The organism is Chryseobacterium sp. WX (genome assembly GCF_029542485.1).
GTDB classification, from domain to species: Bacteria; Bacteroidota; Bacteroidia; order Flavobacteriales; family Weeksellaceae; genus Chryseobacterium; species Chryseobacterium cucumeris.
In genome coordinates this window covers 260,337-281,866 of record NZ_CP120710.1, presented here as the reverse complement: position 1 = coordinate 281,866, position 21,530 = coordinate 260,337, and the positions used below count along the sequence as shown (strand labels likewise).

General features: G+C 35.9%; 20 protein-coding genes. 11 read left to right on the top strand and 9 right to left on the bottom strand.

What is annotated here, in order from left to right; translation table 11 throughout:
• Window positions 1–129: 129 nt before the first annotated feature.
• From PZ898_RS01265 to PZ898_RS01235, 7 genes are all read right to left on the bottom strand, one after another.
• On the bottom strand, window positions 130–1,209 hold the full coding sequence (locus PZ898_RS01265) for a chorismate mutase (RefSeq protein WP_047431451.1): 1,080 nt from the start codon (window positions 1,207–1,209) through the stop codon (window positions 130–132).
• 400 nt (window positions 1,210–1,609) lie between these two features.
• A complete protein-coding gene (locus tag PZ898_RS01260; RefSeq protein ID WP_228432311.1) occupies window positions 1,610–2,185 on the bottom strand; it encodes a hypothetical protein in 576 nt (191 codons plus the stop codon).
• 38 nt (window positions 2,186–2,223) lie between these two features.
• Window positions 2,224–3,309: a DNA polymerase III subunit gamma/tau gene (gene dnaX, locus PZ898_RS01255; protein ID WP_120230828.1), complete on the bottom strand. Its 1,086-nt coding sequence runs from the start codon at window positions 3,307–3,309 to the stop codon at window positions 2,224–2,226.
• A 98-nt stretch (window positions 3,310–3,407) separates the two neighbouring features.
• Entirely contained in the window at window positions 3,408–4,040 is a 633-nt protein-coding gene (locus PZ898_RS01250) for a TetR/AcrR family transcriptional regulator (protein ID WP_034698548.1), read from the bottom strand.
• Between the two features lie 5 nt (window positions 4,041–4,045).
• On the bottom strand, window positions 4,046–5,302 hold the full coding sequence (locus PZ898_RS01245; RefSeq protein ID WP_062670368.1) for an aminotransferase class I/II-fold pyridoxal phosphate-dependent enzyme: 1,257 nt from the start codon (window positions 5,300–5,302) through the stop codon (window positions 4,046–4,048).
• Window positions 5,303–5,730: 428 nt separating this feature from the next.
• Window positions 5,731–6,084 (bottom strand): AraC family transcriptional regulator, encoded by a 354-nt coding sequence (locus PZ898_RS01240; protein ID WP_062670370.1) that lies wholly within the window; start codon window positions 6,082–6,084, stop codon window positions 5,731–5,733.
• Between the two features lie 97 nt (window positions 6,085–6,181).
• Complete coding sequence (locus PZ898_RS01235; RefSeq protein ID WP_062670372.1) at window positions 6,182–6,919, bottom strand: LuxR C-terminal-related transcriptional regulator; 738 nt, start codon at window positions 6,917–6,919, stop codon at window positions 6,182–6,184.
• Window positions 6,920–7,008: 89 nt separating this feature from the next.
• On the opposite strand from PZ898_RS01235, the gene PZ898_RS01230 reads away from it, so the two are divergent.
• The 3 genes from PZ898_RS01230 (at window position 7,009) to PZ898_RS01220 (ending at window position 12,006) form a co-directional block, all read left to right on the top strand.
• Window positions 7,009–7,656, top strand: coding sequence for a DUF1349 domain-containing protein (locus tag PZ898_RS01230; protein WP_123278459.1), 648 nt, complete (start codon window positions 7,009–7,011; stop codon window positions 7,654–7,656).
• Window positions 7,657–8,398: 742 nt separating this feature from the next.
• Window positions 8,399–11,389, top strand: coding sequence for a sensor histidine kinase (locus PZ898_RS01225; protein ID WP_277694587.1), 2,991 nt, complete (start codon window positions 8,399–8,401; stop codon window positions 11,387–11,389).
• A 5-nt stretch (window positions 11,390–11,394) separates the two neighbouring features.
• Window positions 11,395–12,006, top strand: a complete 612-nt coding sequence (locus tag PZ898_RS01220; RefSeq protein ID WP_062670379.1) for a response regulator transcription factor — start codon at window positions 11,395–11,397, stop codon at window positions 12,004–12,006.
• A gap of 131 nt (window positions 12,007–12,137) precedes the next feature.
• On the opposite strand, the gene PZ898_RS01215 is transcribed toward PZ898_RS01220, so the two are convergent.
• Window positions 12,138–12,983 carry a hypothetical protein gene (locus PZ898_RS01215; RefSeq protein ID WP_062670381.1) on the bottom strand — a complete coding sequence of 282 codons (846 nt, stop codon included), beginning with the start codon at window positions 12,981–12,983 and terminating at the stop codon, window positions 12,138–12,140.
• Between the two features lie 271 nt (window positions 12,984–13,254).
• On the opposite strand from PZ898_RS01215, the gene PZ898_RS01210 reads away from it, so the two are divergent.
• From PZ898_RS01210 to PZ898_RS01185, 6 genes are all read left to right on the top strand, one after another.
• Entirely contained in the window at window positions 13,255–14,211 is a 957-nt protein-coding gene (locus PZ898_RS01210) for a helix-turn-helix domain-containing protein (protein ID WP_277694586.1), read from the top strand.
• A gap of 115 nt (window positions 14,212–14,326) precedes the next feature.
• Window positions 14,327–15,529: an MFS transporter gene (locus tag PZ898_RS01205; RefSeq protein WP_062670386.1), complete on the top strand. Its 1,203-nt coding sequence runs from the start codon at window positions 14,327–14,329 to the stop codon at window positions 15,527–15,529.
• A 196-nt stretch (window positions 15,530–15,725) separates the two neighbouring features.
• Window positions 15,726–16,139 (top strand): hypothetical protein, encoded by a 414-nt coding sequence (locus PZ898_RS01200; RefSeq protein ID WP_062670388.1) that lies wholly within the window; start codon window positions 15,726–15,728, stop codon window positions 16,137–16,139.
• Between the two features lie 129 nt (window positions 16,140–16,268).
• Complete coding sequence (locus PZ898_RS01195; protein ID WP_277694585.1) at window positions 16,269–16,871, top strand: Crp/Fnr family transcriptional regulator; 603 nt, start codon at window positions 16,269–16,271, stop codon at window positions 16,869–16,871.
• Between the two features lie 65 nt (window positions 16,872–16,936).
• Window positions 16,937–17,557: a hypothetical protein gene (locus tag PZ898_RS01190; RefSeq protein ID WP_277694584.1), complete on the top strand. Its 621-nt coding sequence runs from the start codon at window positions 16,937–16,939 to the stop codon at window positions 17,555–17,557.
• A gap of 13 nt (window positions 17,558–17,570) precedes the next feature.
• Complete coding sequence (locus tag PZ898_RS01185) at window positions 17,571–17,972, top strand: DoxX family protein (RefSeq protein WP_062670394.1); 402 nt, start codon at window positions 17,571–17,573, stop codon at window positions 17,970–17,972.
• A gap of 79 nt (window positions 17,973–18,051) precedes the next feature.
• Here the strand turns inward: PZ898_RS01185 and PZ898_RS01180 are convergent, their stop codons facing one another.
• Window positions 18,052–18,687 (bottom strand): DUF1062 domain-containing protein, encoded by a 636-nt coding sequence (locus PZ898_RS01180; RefSeq protein ID WP_277694583.1) that lies wholly within the window; start codon window positions 18,685–18,687, stop codon window positions 18,052–18,054.
• A gap of 498 nt (window positions 18,688–19,185) precedes the next feature.
• Here PZ898_RS01180 and PZ898_RS01175 point away from each other — a divergent pair, with 498 nt between their 5' ends.
• Together PZ898_RS01175 and PZ898_RS01170 are read left to right on the top strand one after the other, a co-directional pair.
• Entirely contained in the window at window positions 19,186–20,601 is a 1,416-nt protein-coding gene (locus PZ898_RS01175) for an aldehyde dehydrogenase family protein (protein ID WP_277694582.1), read from the top strand.
• A 116-nt stretch (window positions 20,602–20,717) separates the two neighbouring features.
• Complete coding sequence (locus PZ898_RS01170; protein WP_277694581.1) at window positions 20,718–21,515, top strand: AraC family transcriptional regulator; 798 nt, start codon at window positions 20,718–20,720, stop codon at window positions 21,513–21,515.
• The last annotated feature ends 15 nt before the right edge of the window (window positions 21,516–21,530 follow it).

The window sequence follows — 21,530 nt, the reverse complement described above, 5'->3', positions numbered from 1 at the left end:
GCTTAGTATTCAGGAAATAGGTTTAAAAACACATGTTTCAATTGCCCTAAATACTGATGACTAAGCCCTGATTTATTTTTTTACTGAATATATAGTAAAAATTATACTTCTCTTCCTATTATCCTTAATTTATCTTTCAATCATAATATTATTCTGAACTTCAATAGACTCTTCGTGAATCGCTTTGAATACTTTTTCAATAAATTCCTGAGACATTCCAGTTTCTTTTGCTTTTTGAGTAGCGTATTCTGTAATGACTTTCCAACGTTCAGGCTGGAAGATTGCAATGTCATTTTCCTTTTTAAGTTTACCGATCTTTTCAGAAATTTTCATTCTTTGAGAAAGAAGTTCAATTAACTGGAAGTCAAGATCAGAGATCAAAGTTCTGTGTCTTCCCATCTCTCCTTCAAAACCAGCAAGATTAGAACTTCTCACTTTCAGATTTCCGATAAGATCTGCAAGAACTTCCGGAGTAATCTGCTGAGAAGCATCACTCCACGCCTCATCAGGATTGCAGTGTGATTCAATGATCGCTCCTTGGTATCCTACGTTAAGTGCTTCCTGAGTAATATCAGCAAGACCAGTTCTGTTTCCGCAGATGTGAGAAGGGTCAATTAACATTGGAATATTTGGAAACTGGCTCTTGAAATCAAGGGCAATCTGCCAGTTCGGGTTGTTTCTGTATTTAGTTTTCTGGTATGTTGAAAACCCTCTGTGAATAACTCCAAGGTTTTTAATGTCCTGTCCTAAAAGTCTTTCCAAAGCTCCGATCCATAAAGCAAGATCCGGATTTACAGGGTTTTTCACAAATACCGGCTTATCAGTTCCTCTTAATGCCATTGCAATTTCCTGTACCGTAAACGGGTTCACTGTAGAACGTGCTCCAATCCAAAGAACATCTACATCTGCTTCAAGGGCTGCGAAAACGTGGTGTGCGTTGGCTACTTCAGTCGCTGTTTTAAAACCATACTCTTCTTTTACTTTTTTCAGCCAGTTCAAACCGATCACTCCTACTCCTTCAAAACCGTTTGGTTTGGTACGGGGTTTCCAGATTCCTGCACGGAAAACTGACACATTGGCATTAGATTCTTTAATTCTCCTTGCCGTTTCAAGCATTTGAGCTTCACTTTCTGCGCTACATGGTCCTGCAATCATTAGAGGCTGTGTAAGCCCATCGATCCATTCATTTTTTAAATCATTTAAATTCATTCTTCTAAATTTTATTGTTTTTTTATATAATTTTTTCGTTAACAGCAATAGCCCTTTGGATTATAAAATTTAATTTATAATTCTTTTCAAAAAATGCCGTTCAAAATTGTTTAAAGGAATCAGGAAAATAATAGGGCTCTACTTCTCCTGTATTTTTTGGAAAGAAATTCAGTTACCAGTACCAATAAAATCGGTAATACGTTCTGAAATTTCTATAATAAGAAGCAGAAAAACTAAAATAACCGCTAAAAAAGTAATTAGCGGGTGCAAAAAAAGACTGATATGTGTTAGTCAAATTTTCCATTTTATTCTGGAAATGTCTTTATTTAGCGTTTCTGGTTGTAATTTGTTTTTGTCAAAAAATTATTTTCGACAGAAATATTTGACAAATATATAAAAATTATGTCAAATCAAACTTCATTAAATCATCAAGATCTTTCAAAAGTGGATTTTTTTCTATAAATTTTTCAAACATTTTTCTTTTCGTCACCACTTCAATCTTCAGATTTTCAACGTCTCTGACGTATTCTACCTCAATAATATGATTCTGAATTTTTCTTTTAAAATGGTTAAAAAATTCTCCACTTATTTTATCAAATTCTACTTTTGCAGAATCTGAAGGGAACAAAACTTTGATTTTATGCTCATCTGCTTTTACCAGTTTGAAGGTCTTGACAGCATTAAATACAAAATTATTTTTTACCTGAAGCTGTTTAAGCATAATTTTCCATTCCATCTGCAGATCTGTATCTGTAAAATGGTTCTGAGGAAGATTATCCGATTTTATCACAACATCTTCTGTTGTTTCGACTTTATCTTCTTTATTCAAAAAGGAATTGATGCTGAAACCGGAAGAGATTCCAGGTCTTGATAATGGTCTGGTGGTTTTTGTTACCGAAACTTCCTGAACTGCCTGAGAAGCTGCAGGTAGCTGTTCTGCTTTAACTTCTTTTTTCTCCTGGGCATTTTCCGGCATCTTCACTTCCTGCTTCTCACTGAGAAACGGAGCCAGTATCAGGAACTTTTTTTTTTAGTATCACCCAAATTAGCTGTCAGTGAAGCCAGCTGCATTAAAGCAATTTCAACCGTAAGTCTTGGGTTTTTGGAATTCTTATAATTAATATCTGCATGGTTACAGATCTCAATACCATCAATAAGCTGCTGGGCGGCCCATTTCTGTCCTTGTTCTACAAATTTAGCCTTGGTTTTCTCTCCTACTTCAATGAGTTCCATGGTGGAAGCATTCTGTGCCATCATCAGATCTCTGAAATGATTTCCTAATCCGGCAATGAAAATATGGGGATCAAAACCTTTCTTTACAATCTCATTGAATGCAAAAAGCACTTCAGGAATTTTGTTTTCCTTGGCGAGATCCACAATATTCAGATATTGATCATAATCCAGAATGTTGAGTACTTCGGCGGCTTTTGCCAGGGTAATATTTTTCTGGGAGAAGGTAGAAAGTCTGTCGAAGATAGAAAGTGCATCTCTTAATGCACCATCCGCTTTCTGAGCAATCAGGTACAGAGCGTCATCTTCATACTGGATATTTTCTTTTTGGGCAATATTTTTCAGATGACTCTGAATGTCTTCAATGGTAATTCTCTTGAAGTCATAAATCTGACAACGGGATAAAATTGTTGGAATAATTTTATGTTTCTCCGTTGTAGCCAAAATAAAAATAGCATGAGCAGGCGGCTCTTCCAGCGTTTTAAGGAAAGCATTGAAAGCGGCAGAAGACAGCATATGAACCTCATCAATGATATATACTTTGTATTTACCAACCTGAGGTGCAAAACGTACCTGATCTATAAGTTCTCTGATATCATCTACAGAGTTATTGGATGCAGCATCCAATTCATAGATATTGTAAGCAAAGCCATCTTCTGAAACCGAGCCATCTTTCTCATTGATTTTTCTTGCAAGAATTCTGGCACAGGTAGTTTTACCCACACCACGAGGACCGCAAAAAAGTAATGCCTGAGCTAATTGACTTTCTTCAATTGCATGTTCTAAAGTATCCGTAATATGGGATTGCCCTACAACCGTATCAAACTCCTGAGGACGATATTTTCTTGCAGATACTATAAAATTTTCCATTGGCCAAAAGTAAGAAATATAGTTTTAATTTGAAAATTAAAAGTTTTCAAATTATTAACAAAAACGTATTTCTGCTCAAATCGGAAAACTTTCAATTTCTACTTCTTTTTGCTGTATGCAAAGTCGATCAACTCAACAATAGCGGCTTCAACCTCTTTTCTTCCTTCTTCAGTTTTCAGATCGATACCACAAAACTTATTGGCGTTGTACCCTGTATAGAGGTTGAGATAGTAAGCTCCGGAAACAATCAAAGCCATAATTGCTCTGTGTCTTGTTGCTACTCCTTCACCAAAGTAAGGATCTGAGATGTTTCCAAATAAAACTTCTCCAACTTCTTCACGTTGTTCAACCAATTTCTTAAGGATAGGTTTACTTTCTGAAAGTTCCCAAAGGATGATCTTCTGAAGTTCTTTATTTTTCTTCAGGTTTTCGAACTGGTTCAATACAACCATTTTAGTAAGTTCGTGACCACCGTCTGAGAAATCCATATCAACATCCTGGTTGACCTGGCTCCAGTAATCCTGAGATTTGATATATTCATCGATCAGCTTATCAGTACTTCCAAAATACTCATAGATCAATTTTTTATCAAATCCGGCAACAGCAGCTATCTTGCTTACTTTTAATCCGGAATATCCTTTTACTCTTAAAATTTTACCAACTGCAGCAAGCAGTTTCTGCTTTGTTTTTTCTTTGTCCCTAATGGGGCCCTGCACTACTTTTCTAGGCATAATTATTATTTTTTCGCAATATGCAATTTTTTATTAATATCATCAAACGCATTAAGCGTTTTGTCGAGATGTTCTTTTTCGTGTCTTGCCGTAACACTCATCCTGATACGTGCGTCCTTTCTTGGTACAGCCGGATAAAGAATCGGGTTGGTATAGATTCCCATTTCTATTAGTAGTTTTCCAACATCTCCTGTTACATAAGGATCTCCAATTTTTACGGGAACGATCGCAGAGCAGGTTACTCCTGTATCTAATCCTAAATCGTCAAGTCCTTTTTTGAAATAATTGATGTTATCCCAGAGTTTTTCTCTCCAGATAGGTTCTTCGTCAATTAAATCAATGGCTTTAACAATTCCTGCGGATGATGGTGGAGCTGTAGCTGAGAAGATCTGCTGGCGTGAATGGAATCTGATGAATGCAGCTATTTTTTTATCTGCAATGACATAACCTCCCAGATTTCCAAATGTTTTGCTGAATGTACCTGTAATGATGTCTACTTTATCCAATAACCCAGCCTGTTCCAAAGTACCTCTTCCGGTTTCCCCAAGGATGCCGACACCATGCACGTCGTCTACCATTAGAAAGGCATTGTACTTTTTCACAAGGTCATAGATCTCATTAATTCGGGAGGTATCACCATCTTGGGAATATACTCCGTCCACAATAACGAGTTTCGTACGGTACAGATTTTCAGATACCTTCAAAATGTGTTCCAAAGATTCCAAATTATTGTGCGGAAATGTTTTTTTATTGGTAAAAGCACATCCTTCATGTACACTGGCATGCACTGCCATGTCTAAAATAGCAAGATCTTCTTTCTGCATTAAGCACTGTAAACTAGCGCTGTTAGCAGTATATCCGGTAGTAAACACTACGGCTTCATCTTCTGTTCTTTTAAAAAAACTTGAAATTCTTTTTTCTAAAGCATTGTGATAATCAAAGTAGCCACCGATAAGAGGTGTAGCTCCTGTTCCCGTTCCATATTTCTCTATTCCTTCGATAGCGGCCTGCTTTACTTTCGGGTGTTGTGTAAATCCTAAATAATCACTTGATACAAAACTAACAAATTCTCTGTTTTGGTCTGCAATATTTACATTTAGTATTGCATTGGTTCCTGAAGTGTTCTTCAGTCTGTAGTTCATGTGTCCGTTAGACTTTACAAAGTCTAAATATTCATAAAAAATCTCAGCCCTTTGAGCCATATCATTATCTGGTATATTCTCAAAGTCTTTAATAGTTGCTGTTGTGAAATTGATGCTCATCCTTAATCTTGTTTGTTGTGGTTTAAAAGAAACAAATATATAACTATTTAAAAGGCTTAAGCGCCTCTGTTAAGATTAAATATTATTAAAGACACAATATTTTTATCTTATTATCTGGAAACCAAAGTATTTAAATAGACATCTATCTTTTTTAACGTTTTTCGCTTTTGAATTAATTAGTTTTTTCTTACCTAAATTTAATAAAAAAATCAAACAATAAAGAAATATTAATATATAAATAATAAAAAAATGTAATTATTTTTTACAAACAGCTCATTTATAAAAGATTATTTTTCTATTATTTTAACATTTTAATTCACTAAACAGCATTAAAAATACAACAATTCGAGCGTTCAAATCCCTATCCTGAGATAAAAAACAGCGCAAATCTCTTGCAATAGCAATATTAAACAAAAAAAGTAGTCAATTTAAACTTTTTGGGAATTTCTGAAATTTCCGGGAGTAAAGCCGGTCATTTTTTTGAAAAATTTTGAAAAATTGGAAGGATCATAAGTAAAGATACGGGCAATTTCTGCCACAGATCGATCGGACCCCACGAGCATTTGCTTGATCTGAAGAATAATTTTTTCATCATAAAAGAAACAAGGGTGCTGTCCGGTTTCTTTTTTAACGGTATCGGTAAGATGCTTATGGGAAACCGCAAGCTCTCTGGCGATCTCATTCAGCTCCATAAATTCAGAAGCAGCACCGGAAATAACGTCCTGAATATGCTTGTCTAAAAAAGTAAAATACTGCCTGGTAATTTCTTCGCTTCTTTTCATCGTATATGTTTCTTGCTAATGTGTATTCAAGATATAAATTTAATCATTAAGATACAAAGTAAAAAGGTAAGCTTTTCGGATATTTCAAGCTGGATATTTAAGAAAAACTGTCTTTAAAAGCTTGTATAGAATTTTTTACTTTCAGCTTTTCCAGGATATTCTGACGGTGTCTGTTTACCGTATTGACGCTTATAGAAAGCAGGCCTGCAATTTCTTTGCTTGCATATCCCTCTCCTACACATTTTAAAACTTCTAATTCTCTGGGGCTTAAAATATTTTTATAATCGAGCTTATCTTTTACAACCACTTCCCCTTTGATTATATTGACAATCATAAAATCAGGAGCACCGGATGAAGTCAATGCAATATTATAAAGACAAAGAGCAAGCCTAAGTCTGCCGTTATCGGGCGAATAAATATAAAACATACGGTGTTTCACCCATCTGTAGTCTTCATTTTTATCCTTCATCCTTATTTTTGAAACCACACTATATGCCGTACGTTCTTCTATTTCCATGGTCTCCAGCAATTTGAAAAAACGGAGTTCATGGATGTATTTTTTCAGGCGGTCATCAGGGTGTATCTTTTTCAGCATATCTTCTTCCCAGATGGAGTCTATTTCCGCAGGGTTTTCCTCCATCTTTAGCCCAAGTTCATCTGCTGCCGCAGATTTATAAATAAAGCTTTTATTCTCCTGCATATCGCTCAGTACACATATTGCACCTTCCATCTGAGAGTATGCTAACGCTCTCTGTTTATAGATCTCTAGATCAAGCTGGCATTTTTTCAAGGCGCTATCCAGTAATTGATCACTAAGCTGTTCACGGATTTCCATAATGGTTATTTATCAGTATTGACGCAAATGAAGTTTAATAATACTTTTGCTAAAATAATAATTTACCCTTAGAACTTATCCCAAAGAGAATGAAGAAACTGATTTTCTGCTTTTGCGCCTTATCCCTGATTCAAAAGTTTTCCGCCCAGAGTCTTGAGAAAATGACCTGGTTTAATGAACCTGAAAAATGGGAAATCAAAAACAACAGCCTTTCTATGTTTGTAACACCACAGAGCGATTACTGGAGGGTTTCACATTATGGATTTACTGTAGATGACGCTCCTTTCTACTACACCACATATGGCGGCGAATTTGAGGCAAAAGTAAAAATAGCCGGCAGTTATAAAGCAAGATTTGACCAGATGGGTCTTATGCTGAGAACAGATCAGGAACATTATATCAAAGCCGGAGTAGAATTTGTAGATGGCAAGTACAATCTCAGCACTGTAGTCACCCACAATAAAAGTGACTGGAGTGTCATTACATTAGAAAAAGCACCTCCTGCCATATGGATAAAAGCGGTGAGAAGACTGGATGCTGTTGAGATATTGTATTCTTTTGATGATAAAAATTATATCATGATGCGGAATGCGCCTTTTCAGGATAACATTCCTGTAATGGTTGGATTAATGGCAGCCTGTCCTGACGGAGAAGGATTCAATGCTGTTTTTGAAAACTTCAGAGTAAAACACCTGCCGGATCAGCGCAGACTCAAGTGGCTTGAAACCCATCAATAACGATTGAATTACACTTCAATATACAGTCAATTTTATTTACCTCCCACCATTTCCGGGAGGTTTTTTGATTTAAAAAGGGATTCTGAATATTTTAAAATAAAAAAGAGACTGTACTAAAAGTAAACAGTCTCTTTTGTTGTTGAGATAAAAACCGTTTGTGTTCTTAGAATCATTATTTAGACAATAAAGCTTCTTAATTGTTGTGAGAATATTTTTGCAAAAATATGAATATCCATAAGCCCTGACAAAGTTATCATGTAGAATAAACCATCTTTTTTTTGTCGAAGTTTTACTACAAAACAAATTAAATTAAACTTTAACCATTAATATAAAAACTAATAAAATTATTCAGACATGATAATATTTCTCATTTATAAAATTCTAAAACAATTCAGAAATCCAGCACAATACAGAGGTCTATAAAAGATAATTTAAAATGAATGTGATATAAATTTATCACTTATTATTGAAATACAACAATGTGTCAAAAAAAATTGAATGGCTTATTGTCTGCAATACATGATAAAACTTATAGAAAACAAAATATGCAATACTAATTTATCGCCATAATTTCACTATTTTTACACGATCAAAAAATATAAAACACAAAAGACCAGAAAACTTCAATGATAAAAATTTATTCTCAATCGTTCCTGCCTTTTAAAAAAACTTTGACTTGTACAAATACTATTATTAACCGTCTATTGCATTAGCAGCAGATATAGATCAGTTTTGCACATATATGAGAGTTTGGGCATTAATTTTTGCTTGTATCTATCTAAACATTTTCGGGCAGCACTATACATCTACGTGGTATAACATAGATAACGGGCTTCCCCAAAGCAGTGCAAAGGCCATTGTCAAAGACAAATATGGCTTCATCTGGATTTCTACTGAAAACGGACTGGTAAGGTATGACGGGAGTTCTTTTATTACCTTTAATAATTTCAGGGTAAATAATCTTCATTTTGGCGAATTTATAGGAGATCCGTGCCTTGACAGCATCACCGTTCTTAATAATTTCCAGGAAAATAAAATTATTATCAGAAACAGGTTTCCTAAACTGGCAAGCCTTACTAAGGGTGATAAAATGACCTATTGCAATGGTACCGATATCCTGCACCGTATTGCCAATAATATCATTACATCGGATTTCTATAATGACGTCCAGTATTTTATTCAGCTTAGAAATTCTGTTTATCATTTTACAGAAAAGAATGCCATCATCTATAAGGAAGGAAAAAAGGAAATAAAAATTGCTTTCCCTTTTACCAATAAAGACCTGAATTACATCTTTGTACTGAATAATCACCTTTTCGTCAATGATCTGAAAAAAAGAAAGACCTACTCCATCTACAAGGGGCAGCTTTCTGTTTCTGATCAACCTACACTTTTTAACCACCCTGATACGAAAATATACTGGCAGCAGATTACCAATCAGACTTTTATTATCAACCACGACAATATTTATCTTTTAGAAGGTAACGAAAAGGATCTCCGTTTAAAATTTCTTGTCAATTTTGAAGAAATCGGAAATCATTCCTACTGCTCGATGTTCTATGATAAAGCGTTCAACAAATTGTACCTGGGAACGCTGAATAATGGTCTGAATGTTCTTCAGCTTTCCAATTTCTATGTATCGAGAAAAGAAGCTGATTTTTCCAGCAATGTATATTTCGCATCTCTTCCTTTCAGCCAAAGTACAATTATTGCTGAGGACGGAACAGAATTCGGAAGAAACGGAATTGTAAACAGCCATCTTTTCGGAAACAATGACAATTATCTGATGATGTATGACAATTCCGGAAATATTCTGATCAAAAAGAGAAACCATATCGTCAGGTTTTATAAAAATTCGGGATATAAAAAAAAGGATTCCACTTTTGTTAAAAAGGGACTTGAAACATTTATGAAAAGCGGAAGCCTTTACGGCACTACCTTCACAGATCTTTCAGGCACTCAACTCCATCTGTACAAAAAGGATATATTCAGCCAGCCGGATTACACCTATACTTTTAAAAGTTTTGTCAATATTTTTCATCAATATAATGAGAATGAAATTCTGACCGGAAACAGCGACGGCCTTTATTCCATAGCACTACGAAGCAATACCATAACTCCTTTGATCAAAAATATTCATGTCAAAAGTATTATCAGGACAAAAGATAATCTGATATGGATTACAACAGAGAAAAACGGCTTCTATCTATTCAGAAATCATAAGCTGATCAAGATGCCAAACGATATGAACAATTATCTCCAGTCGGCTCATTATATTCTTGAAGACCAGAAGGGATATTATTGGATTTCGTCGAATAACGGGATGTTTAAGGTCGCTAAAAAACAATTACTGCAGTATGCGGAAGGCAAAAAAACTCCTGTTTTTTATTATCGTTTCACCAAAAAAGACGGTTTCCTGACCAATGAATTTAATGGAAGCTCGGAGCCTAACGCCTACGCTCTTCCGAACGGAGATTTTGTATTTCCTTCAATGGACGGCTTTGTATTTTTCAATCCGGAAAGTATTCAGACTTATTATCCGGGAAGAAATAACATTTATATTGAACGGGTAAAAATCGGAAATTCTGAGCCTCAGTATTTTCATCAGATCCTTGATTTGAAAAATGATTACAAAACAGCGGATGTCTTTATTGATATTCCTTATTTTTCCAATCCTGAAAACCTTTACATTGAAGCAAAAATATCAGGAAAAGAAAATACCGAATGGGAAAAGATTGCCACAGGAAAAGAATTAAAATACACCATCAGCAACCTTTCTCCCGGAGATTACACCCTGAGGGTAAGAGTATTGATTTCTGCTGACGGGAAATATGAAGAAAAGGTAATACATTTTAAAATTCAGCCTCTTTTTTATCAGACCTTGCTTTTCAGAGTGTCTGCGTCCATTATTATCCTTATTATCATCATCATTATCGTTCAGTTAACCACGAATTTTCTCAGGATAAAAAATAAAGCTTTAAAACAGATTGTTCATAATAAAAACTCTGAACTGAAGGAAACCTCTCTTCACCTGGAGCTCGTAAAAAACAACCTGCAGAAAGAAACAGAATATCAGAAGAAACTGGTGGAAACTATCAGTCATGACATTACCACTCCCATCAGATTTATTGCTATGCTTTCTCAGAAATTACATGAATCTGATGATGTAGAACTTCAGAAAAAATACTTTGACAGTATTTATAAATCTTCCGAACAGCTGTATCAGTTTACCCTGAATTTGAAAGAATACACTGAGCTCTATAAGGCTGAAAATATTTTCGAAGAAAAGGAATATCCCATCAACAGAATCCTGGAGACCAAGAATAAACTGTTCTGTGAAATTGCCAAAGAAAAAGGAACTACGATCACCAATCTTACTGAGGGCGTCATCTATTCCAGGGTAAATGAAAGTATTTTAACAGCCATTATTCATAACCTCCTTGATAATGCTGTTAAGAATACCTCTCAGGGAAACATTACCCTTAGGATTACCGAAAATCTACAAAAATCCACAATAATAATTAGTGACACAGGAACAGGAATGTCTGAGGAACAGATTGCTATCTATATGAATCTGTTCAGAAATCCAAAACTGGAAACCCCCAGTTTTAAAGGAAAAGGATTGGGTCTGCATATGGTTATCCATCTGGTAAAAAAGATCAATGCTGAAATGAATTTCAGGCAAAACCATCCTAAGGGAACTGTTGTGGAAGTAACGCTCAAAAAAAACTAATCTTTATGAATGAAAAAATTTTAATTGCTGATGATCATTATGTAGTAAGAGCAGGAACCTGTCTGGTTCTTGAAACTGCTTATCCGGGTCTGAATATAGATTTTGCTGAAAATTATGACCAGGTGAAAAAGAAACTTGAAGATCAGCGGTATGACCTAATTATTTTAGACATTGATATGCCAGGAACCCAATATAAAAAAATGGTTCCGGAGCTTAAAGATATACAGAATGACCTTAAAATTCTCATATTCTCAGGATATGATAAAGATGTAGCCATCCAATATATCAGGGAAGGGGCTGAAGGCTATCTGAATAAACAAAGCAGTGAAGAGGAAATTAAAAATGCGGTGAAAACGGTCATTGAAAAGGGATATTTCTACCCCGCAGAGCTGATTGGTCTTATTATTCAAAACAAAAGAAATAATCCCGTAGAGAAGTTATCATCCAGGGAATACGAAATCTTCAAACTTCTGGCGGACGGTAATGGCAATCTGGAAATCGCCAACAGGCTCAATATTCAAATGTCTACAGTAAGCACTTATAAAAAAAGAATTTTTCAAAAGCTTAATGTTGGAAATATTGCTGAACTGATCAAAGTCTATGAAATGATGCATTAAAACGGGGCCGGAAATCCATAGTATTCCAACCCCAGAAAAAACACAAATCTCATGAGATTTTAACAGCTAACCCATTGATTTTTTATGCGTTATTTTTTATCATTGTATTTTTAGAATCATCTGTCGGTGTACTAGTACAGTCTCTGTACAGAGAGAAATAACTCCCTTGTATTATCAGAAGTATTGGAATCTGTGGTTGTAGCATCGCTGCTTCCTGTTGTAGATTTATTATCTACACGGAATGCATAATACACTCTGTACCATCTTGGCTCCGGTTCCTGTACTGTAATATCAAATGTTACCGTCTCATTATGGGTCTGGGTAAGATAAACACCATCATCAAATTGTCTGTAAGCTCCCGGTGATAATTTAATATTTCCATTATCAGAATCACCGGTATGGGTAGACATTTCCGAAACCCAGATTTTCACATCTGAAGTTCCTACATTGTAAAGTCTCGGATTAAAAGTGGTAGCCGCTCCCGTACCTGCCGAACTGCTGTTGAATTGTGCATCAAGTCTTAGAAAACCTCCCAAAACCGGAAGATCAGTAAGATAGGTGCTGGCCAATGTATTGGCTCCCGAAGTACCTGCAGGAATGCTTCCGTGATAATAGATTAAATCTCCAATGGGAATATCATTATCTTGTCCCCCAAAAGCAAATTTCCAGGTAGTTCCGTTGAACATATAATAGCCGGCTTTATCTACTTTTGCTGTTTTTACAGAAGGAACAGTTACAGCCTGTGTTACATACACCAAAGCTCCAGTCTGAGCTGCCAGATAAACATTATCTTTAGCTCTTAACTGATCTCCTGTCATTCGGGGAGCCATCACTCCGTCAGCCGCAGTAGCCACATCGGGCTTTCCTTCTACATGCAAAGTTACTTTAGGGGAATCTGTATTGATCCCAACCTGGGAAAATGCCGCTATTGAAAAACACATCATAATGCTGGCAAGAGGTAATTTTATTTTTTTCATTTTAGTATATTTGTTTAAAAATTATTTGATTTATTTAAAAATTGAATAAATCGTTTAGGGTTAATTGAAAGATCATCAATCAGCCTTTGTTGAGCTAGCTGGTGCAAAGTTATCCGGACTGACAAATCAAATCCATGAATAATCAATGAAAAACAGGAAACAGCTCATAAAACACAAATTTCTAATAACCAGAAAGTTAAACCAGTCATTTTCTGAAATCTGACTGTTAAGAGAAAATATTGGAATGATTTAAAATTACCTTCTGCCACAAATGACCACCGAAAAAGACATAAAAATTGAACAGTACAAAAGACAGCTGGTGTATTATTATAATATTCTGATGTCTGTTATTCTTGCCCTATTTGGTTTAATATTTACTTTTATTATTCCCGATAAAATAATGGCCTGGTATCTTTTCGGAGGACTTTTTTTAATGGTCTATACATATCTGATTGTACGCAAATCCTACTCGGTGAATGTCATGGTGCATTCCTACATTATTATTGCGACACTTTATAATTTTTACATTATGCTGGCATTCTGGAACAATTCTATAGCGAGTTTTGTCTGGCTTATTCCGATTCCGCTGGCAGCCTATGTTTTCTTTCAAAGAAAGTATGTTTTTATTTACAGCATATATGTTTTGCTGAATATTATAGCGGGATACCTTATTTCTAAATCTTTCAGCTTTAAATTCCCGATACACCAACCAGAAGATGTAAGAATTACCGATACCATCCTTATGATTTCCAATGTAGCAGTCATTGCACTCCTGCTCTATTTTAAGGATAAAATAAAACGGGTTGAAATTTACCTTGAAATTGAGGAGAAAGCCCAGAGTACAGCAATACAGCCGGTTCCTACAGCAGACAAAGCTCCTTTTGCGGATGAACTGTTTGAAAAAATTGAATCAGTGATGAGAGAGAAACAGCTGTATAAAGATGTTAATTTTAATATTTCAAAGCTTTCTACAGAAATGGATATTAACAGCAGTTATATCTCAAAATCAATTCGTACAAAAGGATATCCCAACTTCAATAATTACCTGAATATGCACAGAATTGAATGTGTAAAAAAACTGCTTAATGAAAATGACCTTGAAAAGGTAACCCTCATGTATATTTACACAGAAGCAGGATTTTCTAATCAGTCCACCTTCAACAGAGTTTTCAAACAGATGGAGAATATTACTCCTTCAGAGTACATCAACAGTCTGCAGCTTCATTGATTTGTTTCGCCAATCAATATCATTGAGATAATGATTTTTAAATTCGGAAAATAATCAGGAAATTTACATCACTTAATTTTTCCATCAAACCACTGCATTTTAATGCAAAAAAATCATGAATTCATCTGAAAAAGCACTTCAGGGAAGCTCACGTTTCCGATATATAAAACTTTGTATTTTCTTTTCAGGACTTTCGGTTTTTGCACAGCTTTATCTTTTCCAGCCGATGCTGCCTATGGTTGCAGAGCAGTTCGGAGTGTCTGTAGGTGATACTTCCCTGCTGGTTTCATCATCCACAATAGGTATGGCATTGGGATTACTGTTTTTTGCTTTTAAAGCAGACAGCTATTCCAGAAAAAGTCTTATGGTTTTTTCGCTGATTTCATCTGCCATTCTGACTATTATTTCTACCTGGATTCCAAGTTTAAGTCTGCTCATTGCTATCGGAGTATTGAAAGGATTTGTTGTTTCAGGCGTCTCAGCAGTTGCCCTTGCCTACCTTACAGAAGAAGTGGATGCTCTGGCAGTACCTGCAGCCATCAGTATGTATCTTAGCGGAAATACAATCGGTGGAATGAGCGGAAGGATAATGGCGACTCTTTTTGCAGGGGAATTCGGATGGCGTAATGCTGTTCTTCTGATCGGTATAGAAAGTTTTATTCTTGGTGCCGTATTCTGGAAACTGTTTCCGGAATCAAAATTTTTCAATTCTCAGAAAACAGATTATCATCTTAAGGTAAAACAGATGAAATTTTTCCTTACAAATCCTTACATGCTGCGTTTATATTGTACTGCAGCATTATTAATGGGTGTTTTCGTGAGTGTTTATAATTACCTGACATTCAGACTAGAGGCTAAACCATTTTCATTAAGCCACTTTATCATTGCTTTTATCTTTCTGATGTATATTTTTGGCGTCTTTGGAACGATGATCGTAGGCCGTCTTTCAAGGAGGTTTCCCATGAATAATATCCTTAAAGCATCCATTCTGACTATGATTATCGGAGCTGCTTTATTGCTGTCTGAAAACATTTATATCCTTATTTTCGGACTCGGGCTTTTCACCCTTTCATTCTTCGCTGCTCATACTATGGCCAGCCAGATGACCGCACTGTATGCCAAACGAGGAAAATCTTCTGCTACTTCTATTTACTGGCTTTTTTATTATTTTGGTTCAAGTATTCTGGGAAGTGGTACCGGCTACCTGCTTCATGCTTATTCCTGGAATGTTTTTATAGGAGTTCTTATGATAAGTGTTATAACCGCTCTTCTTCTTACCACTATTAATACCAATCCAAAAGCGGGAATAAAAAACTAATACCACATAGATACCACATCCAATATTTCATGATTATGGGACAATTCACGTATAATGTACTATTTTAACGTATTATTAATTTTTTATATCAAAAATTTAACCTAATATCCTTCAAAACAAGATTTAACAATGCAATGTCGGGCATACTATTTGCTATTTTACTAAAGACCATATCACCATTTAAAATCAAAATATTATGAACGTAGCAGATCTAAAAATCAAGAACTTGGTTGAGTATAAAAATCAGATTTATACCATTGCTGAGATCTTTCAAAATGTCGAACAGGCTTATTTTGTTAAAATTGAAAATGATATTCAAAGTATTTCGGTCCCGGCAGCATCCATTAAACCGATTAAAATAACGGAAGAATGGCTTGAAAAGCTCGGCTTTTCACGAACAGACAGTTCAGATCAGAGTATACGGTATGAAAGACCGGAAGCTTTTATAAAATATGATATAGACCTGAGTTCCAGAAAAATACTGGAAGGGCTGAAAATATACGGGAACGCCATAAAGTGTAAATATATCCATGAGTTTCAGAATATTTTCTCAAGCTTATTCGGAAAGGAAACTGTTTTACATTATGGTTATTTGAAAACAGAATCGTAGTTAAATAGTTCTTAGTTGAGGAAGACCACAATTTACATGATAAATTGTGGTCTTCTTATGTATAATCGTTTCATCTTACTTCCGTAATTTAATATTTGCGTAAATTTGTGCCTATACGTACAAAATCTAATGATGGATACAGATACAATAGTTTCACAACTCATAGAACACTTTAGAGAAATTGTCTCTTTAAAAGATAATGATATTGACTGTATTAGTTCCAAATTAGAAATTATACAACTTAAAAAGAAAGATTATCTGCTTCGCGAAGGACAGGTTTCCAGACATATGCGTTTCATTGCACAAGGAAGCCTCTATGCGTACCACATTGATGAAAAAGGAAAAGAAAATACCACTCAGCTGGGCATTGAAAACTGGTGGGTGAATGATCTTTACAGCTATCTGAGTGAGCTACCTTCAAGAATGTTTATTCAGGCTAATGAAGATACCAGCATCATCCAGATCAGTAAAAATAATCTGGAATTATTGTACAAAGAAGTTCCGGCTGTCTCAGAATTCTGGCGCCTGAAAATGCAATCTGCCTATGTTACTTTACAGGAAAGAACCTTTGAACATTCCCGTGTTGATGCCTACACCAAATACAGAACATTTGTCACTACTTACCGTAATATCGAACAGCGTTTTCCTCAATACATGATCGCTTCCTACCTCGGAATCACCGTAGAATACCTTAGCTATCTGAGAAAAAAACACCAGTCTGACGTTTCTTAAGATTTCTTAAGTTTATTCCGTTCCGGCCTGAATAATTTTGCTCACAGAAATTTAATGAGTGAAATATGAAGGCAAAAATTATCGCTATAACAGCTCTTGCATCAGCTTCCCTGAGCCTGAATGCACAGCAGCTTTCCTATACCCCGGATCTTGTTTTAGGACATCGCTCCTATACTTATATGCACAATATCAATTATCAGCTGAATGAACGGTTGAAACTGAACAATCTTACCCTATTTGATACAGAATATACCAAAGATAAAGAAAACATATTCTTCATCAGAAATACCCTCTCGTATAATCTTACCAAAAGACTGAGTGCCAATGCGGCATTGGGAATGAAAAATCCCGGCGCATTTCTCAGTATTTACCTGCAATATAAAATCATCCAGTCCTCCTATTCACTTTCCTACTCTATAGGAACTACGTATCAGAAAGGATTTTCTCTTGAACAGTCTGTATCATTTGAATACACCCCATATCTGACAGAAAATTTCAAAGGATACTTCAGTGTACTCGCTATTGGGAATCTTGATGACAGCGGATACCCCAGAGGGTTACAGTTTGTCAGATTAGGAGTAAAACAGAATAAAATGATGTACGGAGTGGCTTCCAATTTTGATCAGTTTAATAACGGAAAAAAGACCCTGGAAAATATCGGGGCATTTGTAAAATATAACTTTTAAATAATGATAAGAAATGAAAAAGAACATTGATTTAGGAATGCTGATTATAAGAATAGCAATCGGATTTCCCATGTCTGTTTATGGAATCAGTAAGTTGATTCACGGAATTGGGTTTATTGAGGACATGATGATCATGTACGGCTTACCATCATTCTTTGCCTATGGTGTATTTGTGGGAGAAATTATAGCTCCTGTACTGTTGATCTTAGGATTCCGGGCCCGTCTGGCAGGATTAATCTTTGCTGCCAATTGCTTCACGGCTACTCTACTGGCGCAAACAGCCAATATTTTCAAGCTTAATGACTTTGGAGGCTGGGCGTTGGAACTGCTTGTGATTTATATGCTCGTAAGTCTAAGTTTTTTCTTTACCGGTGCCGGAAAATACGCAGTTTCAACCCAAAATACGTGGGATTAATCCAAATGAAATACATAAAGTGAACTCAATAAAAAGCCTCCCGATCAACAACCGGAAGGCTTTTATAATGATTGATCATTTACTGTGTTGAGAAAAAATTTTCTTTTCCGATAAGATAAATATTGATCAGCTCCTGCCTGTTGATATCAACAATATCTCCATTCTTGAACTTATATTTCTTTTGAAGAGGCTTCTCATTAAAGTAAACCTTACCTGAAGCAAGCAAGAGGTTCAGTTTAGATGATGAAAGCCCTAAACAGATTCGCATGACTGTTGAGACTCTCATATTAAAATCAAAAGAAGACTGTATTTGAAAAGAAATGAACTCATCTTCCCTATTCATAAGATCTTCTACGGGAAGATTTGGGTACAGAATTTCATATTCCACACTTTCCCAGTCGGCTTCCAGATTATTTTTTCTTCTCATTTCCTGTGAGAAAGCGTATTGCCAGGCAGTTTCCACATTGTTTTCTGAGAATTTACGGAATATTTCTTTACTGATTGATTCTGTTCTGATTCTTGAAAATACGGTCATATTATAGGTATTGCTGCATTTTACACACCGGTAAATCAGCCATATATCAATATTCTTTTTCTGGGCATTCAGTCTGAATTTATCGCTGCATTGAAATCTGTCGCTGTTACATTGATTGCATTTCTTTTTGAGTAAGGGAGTATTTTTCGCTTTTACCTCCCAGATATATTGGGTATTCATTACTTATAATCGTGCTTAATATTCTTTGTTGGATTTTTTCCATATTATTCACGCATACAGAAAGGTATACCTCTGTAGTATTATTCAAAGATCAGGTAAGCTATAGTTTTTCTCTGTAGTAAAGTTTTGATCAATAGCATTGGTCAAAGCCGGAATAGCAGAGATAAAGTCACCTTTAACAGTGAATACGATAAATAATATGATGAAATAAAAACCTGTTCGGGCAGAATTACCCAAACGAAAGAACGATCAGCCTGTGGTTACTGAGACTGATACTAAGCGAAAATAAGTTTAAGAGTGGTTCTCAAAACGTTTTATTTACTTGGTTATGATAAAAGTAGTCAATTTTATCGAAGAACAGAGCATTTCTCACAGGTAAATTCAAAAAACCAAATGGACAATCTCTAAAATGGACCATACAACAAAGAAAAATTGAACTTTACAACAAACCCGTCTTTTCCGTTTCTGCCGAACTTTGTGGTATTAAAATCATCAAAAATGAATCAGATTAATAAAATTTACATCAATGGCGAATTTGTTACGCCAAGAGGAACAGAAACTTTTGATCTTATCAATCCCGTTACTAACCAAAAAACCGGAGAAGTGGTTCTGGGAAATGAAGAAGATACCAGAATGGCCATTGCAGCAGCAAAGAAAGCTTTTTCAACTTTTTCAAAAACAACAAAGGAAGAAAGGATCCATTTTCTCAGAAAACTACACGATGCTGTAAGCAAAAGAGAAGATGAGTTGGTTGCTGTTATGGTGAATGAATATGGAGGAACTTTACAGTTCAGCAGAATGAGTGTCCAAAATGCAATCTCAGCCTTTACAGCCACCATCAATACCTTGGAATCTTATGATTTCGAAAGAACGGTGGGACATTCTAAAGTACGTTTTGAATCTTTAGGTGTAGTTGGAATCATTACCCCATGGAATGCCAGCAACAGCTTTATCTGTAATAAACTGGCCACTGCCATCGCTGCAGGATGTACAGCTGTGATCAAACCCAGTGAGATGAGTGCGGCACAAACCCAGCTGCTTACCGAATGTTTTCATGAAGCAGGTTTACCGGAAGGAGTTTTCAACATCGTTAACGGATTAGGAAATGTAGTGGGAAATGAAATTACCCAGCATCCTGATATCGCTAAAATATCTTTCACAGGATCTACATTAACGGGAAAAGCGATTGCTAAAGGAGCTGTAGATACGATGAAAAGAGTAACCTTAGAACTTGGAGGGAAGTCTCCTAATATTATCCTGGAAGATGCCGATTTTGAAAAAGCAATTCCTACGGCCGTTTTCGGGGCTTATATGAACAATGGCCAGGCTTGCATCGCCCCTACCCGATTGCTGGTTCCTCAAAACAGGCTGGAGGAGGTAAATGAACTTGCTAAAAAAGCCGCAGGACAAGTAAAAGTAGGAAATCCTGACGAAGAAGACACTCTTGTAGGACCTATGGTGAGTGTAAAACAATTTGAAAGAGTACAAAGTTATATCCGTCTGGGACAGGAAGAAGGTGCTGTTCTGCTTGCAGGTGGTGAAGGCAAACCGGAAGGTCTTGAAAGTGGTAATTTCGTGAAAGCGACCATCTTTACCAATGTCCGTAATGATATGCGTATTGCGCAAGAGGAAATTTTCGGACCTGTACTGTCTATTATTCCTTATGCCAATGAAGAGGAAGCCATTGCTATTGCCAATGATACTACATATGGTCTTGCAGCTTATATCAGTTCTGCCAACCAAGAACATGCAGAACGTGTAGCCGCACAGATTGATGCCGGAAGAATCTGCATTAATGGGTTTGCCCACGATCCTTATGCGCCTTTCGGAGGTTTCAAACAAAGCGGTATCGGACGTGAGTTTGGTGTATTCGGATTGGAAGCTTACCTGGAACCCAAAACGATTCTGGCTTAATATGATCTTCTTCACAGCAAAAATATTCTCAGGATTGCTTTGCTGTGGAGATTCTATGATCCTGAAAAGTTTTGTAAGTTTGAATAAGAATTGATCAAGAAATAACTTTCTGAGCTATGAGCGAAAATAATATTCCTTTTCCCATCAATTACTCCTGTCATTTTTCAGAATTCAGGGAAGGAGAACAATTTGCACGAATTCACAGCCTCGGCCTGGTGCTCTCCGGGGAAATGGAACTTAATGATGGCATCACAAAAACGATATTTAAAGAAGGAGAACTCTATTCTGCAAGGAAAAACAGTTTATTGAAATTCGCAAAATATCCACCCAAAAACGGGGAAATCAGAACCATATCCATCTATTTTGACGATACCATGCTTCATGACTTCAGCCGTGAGTATGGATATCAGGCAGAAAAAAAGGACAATGTCCAGGCCTATATAAAACCGGAGCAAAAGGCATTACATTCTTTTATGTACTCATTATTACCGTATGAAGATCTTCCTGCTTCTGAAGAAATACTGAAGCTTAAACAAAAAGAAGCTCTCCTCTTACTGTTGAATTACGATCCCGGCCTTAAGGATATTTTGTTTGATTTTTCCGAACCCTATAAAATAGATATTGAATCTTTTATGAATAAAAACTTTCATTTCAATGTCAATGTAGAGCGTTTTGCTTATTTAACAGGGAGAAGTCTCTCTGCATTTAAAAGGGATTTTCAAAAGATATTCGGAATTCCGCCAAGACAGTGGCTGCAGCTTCGGAGATTAAAGGAAGCCCATTTTCTGCTTACCCAAAAAGGAAGATCAGTTTCTGATATTTATCTGGATCTTGGGTTTGAAAATCTATCCCATTTCTCGTTTGCGTTTAAAAAACAGTTTGGTTATCCGCCAAGTGCTTTACAGGCAAAATAGTTCAGAAACACATGT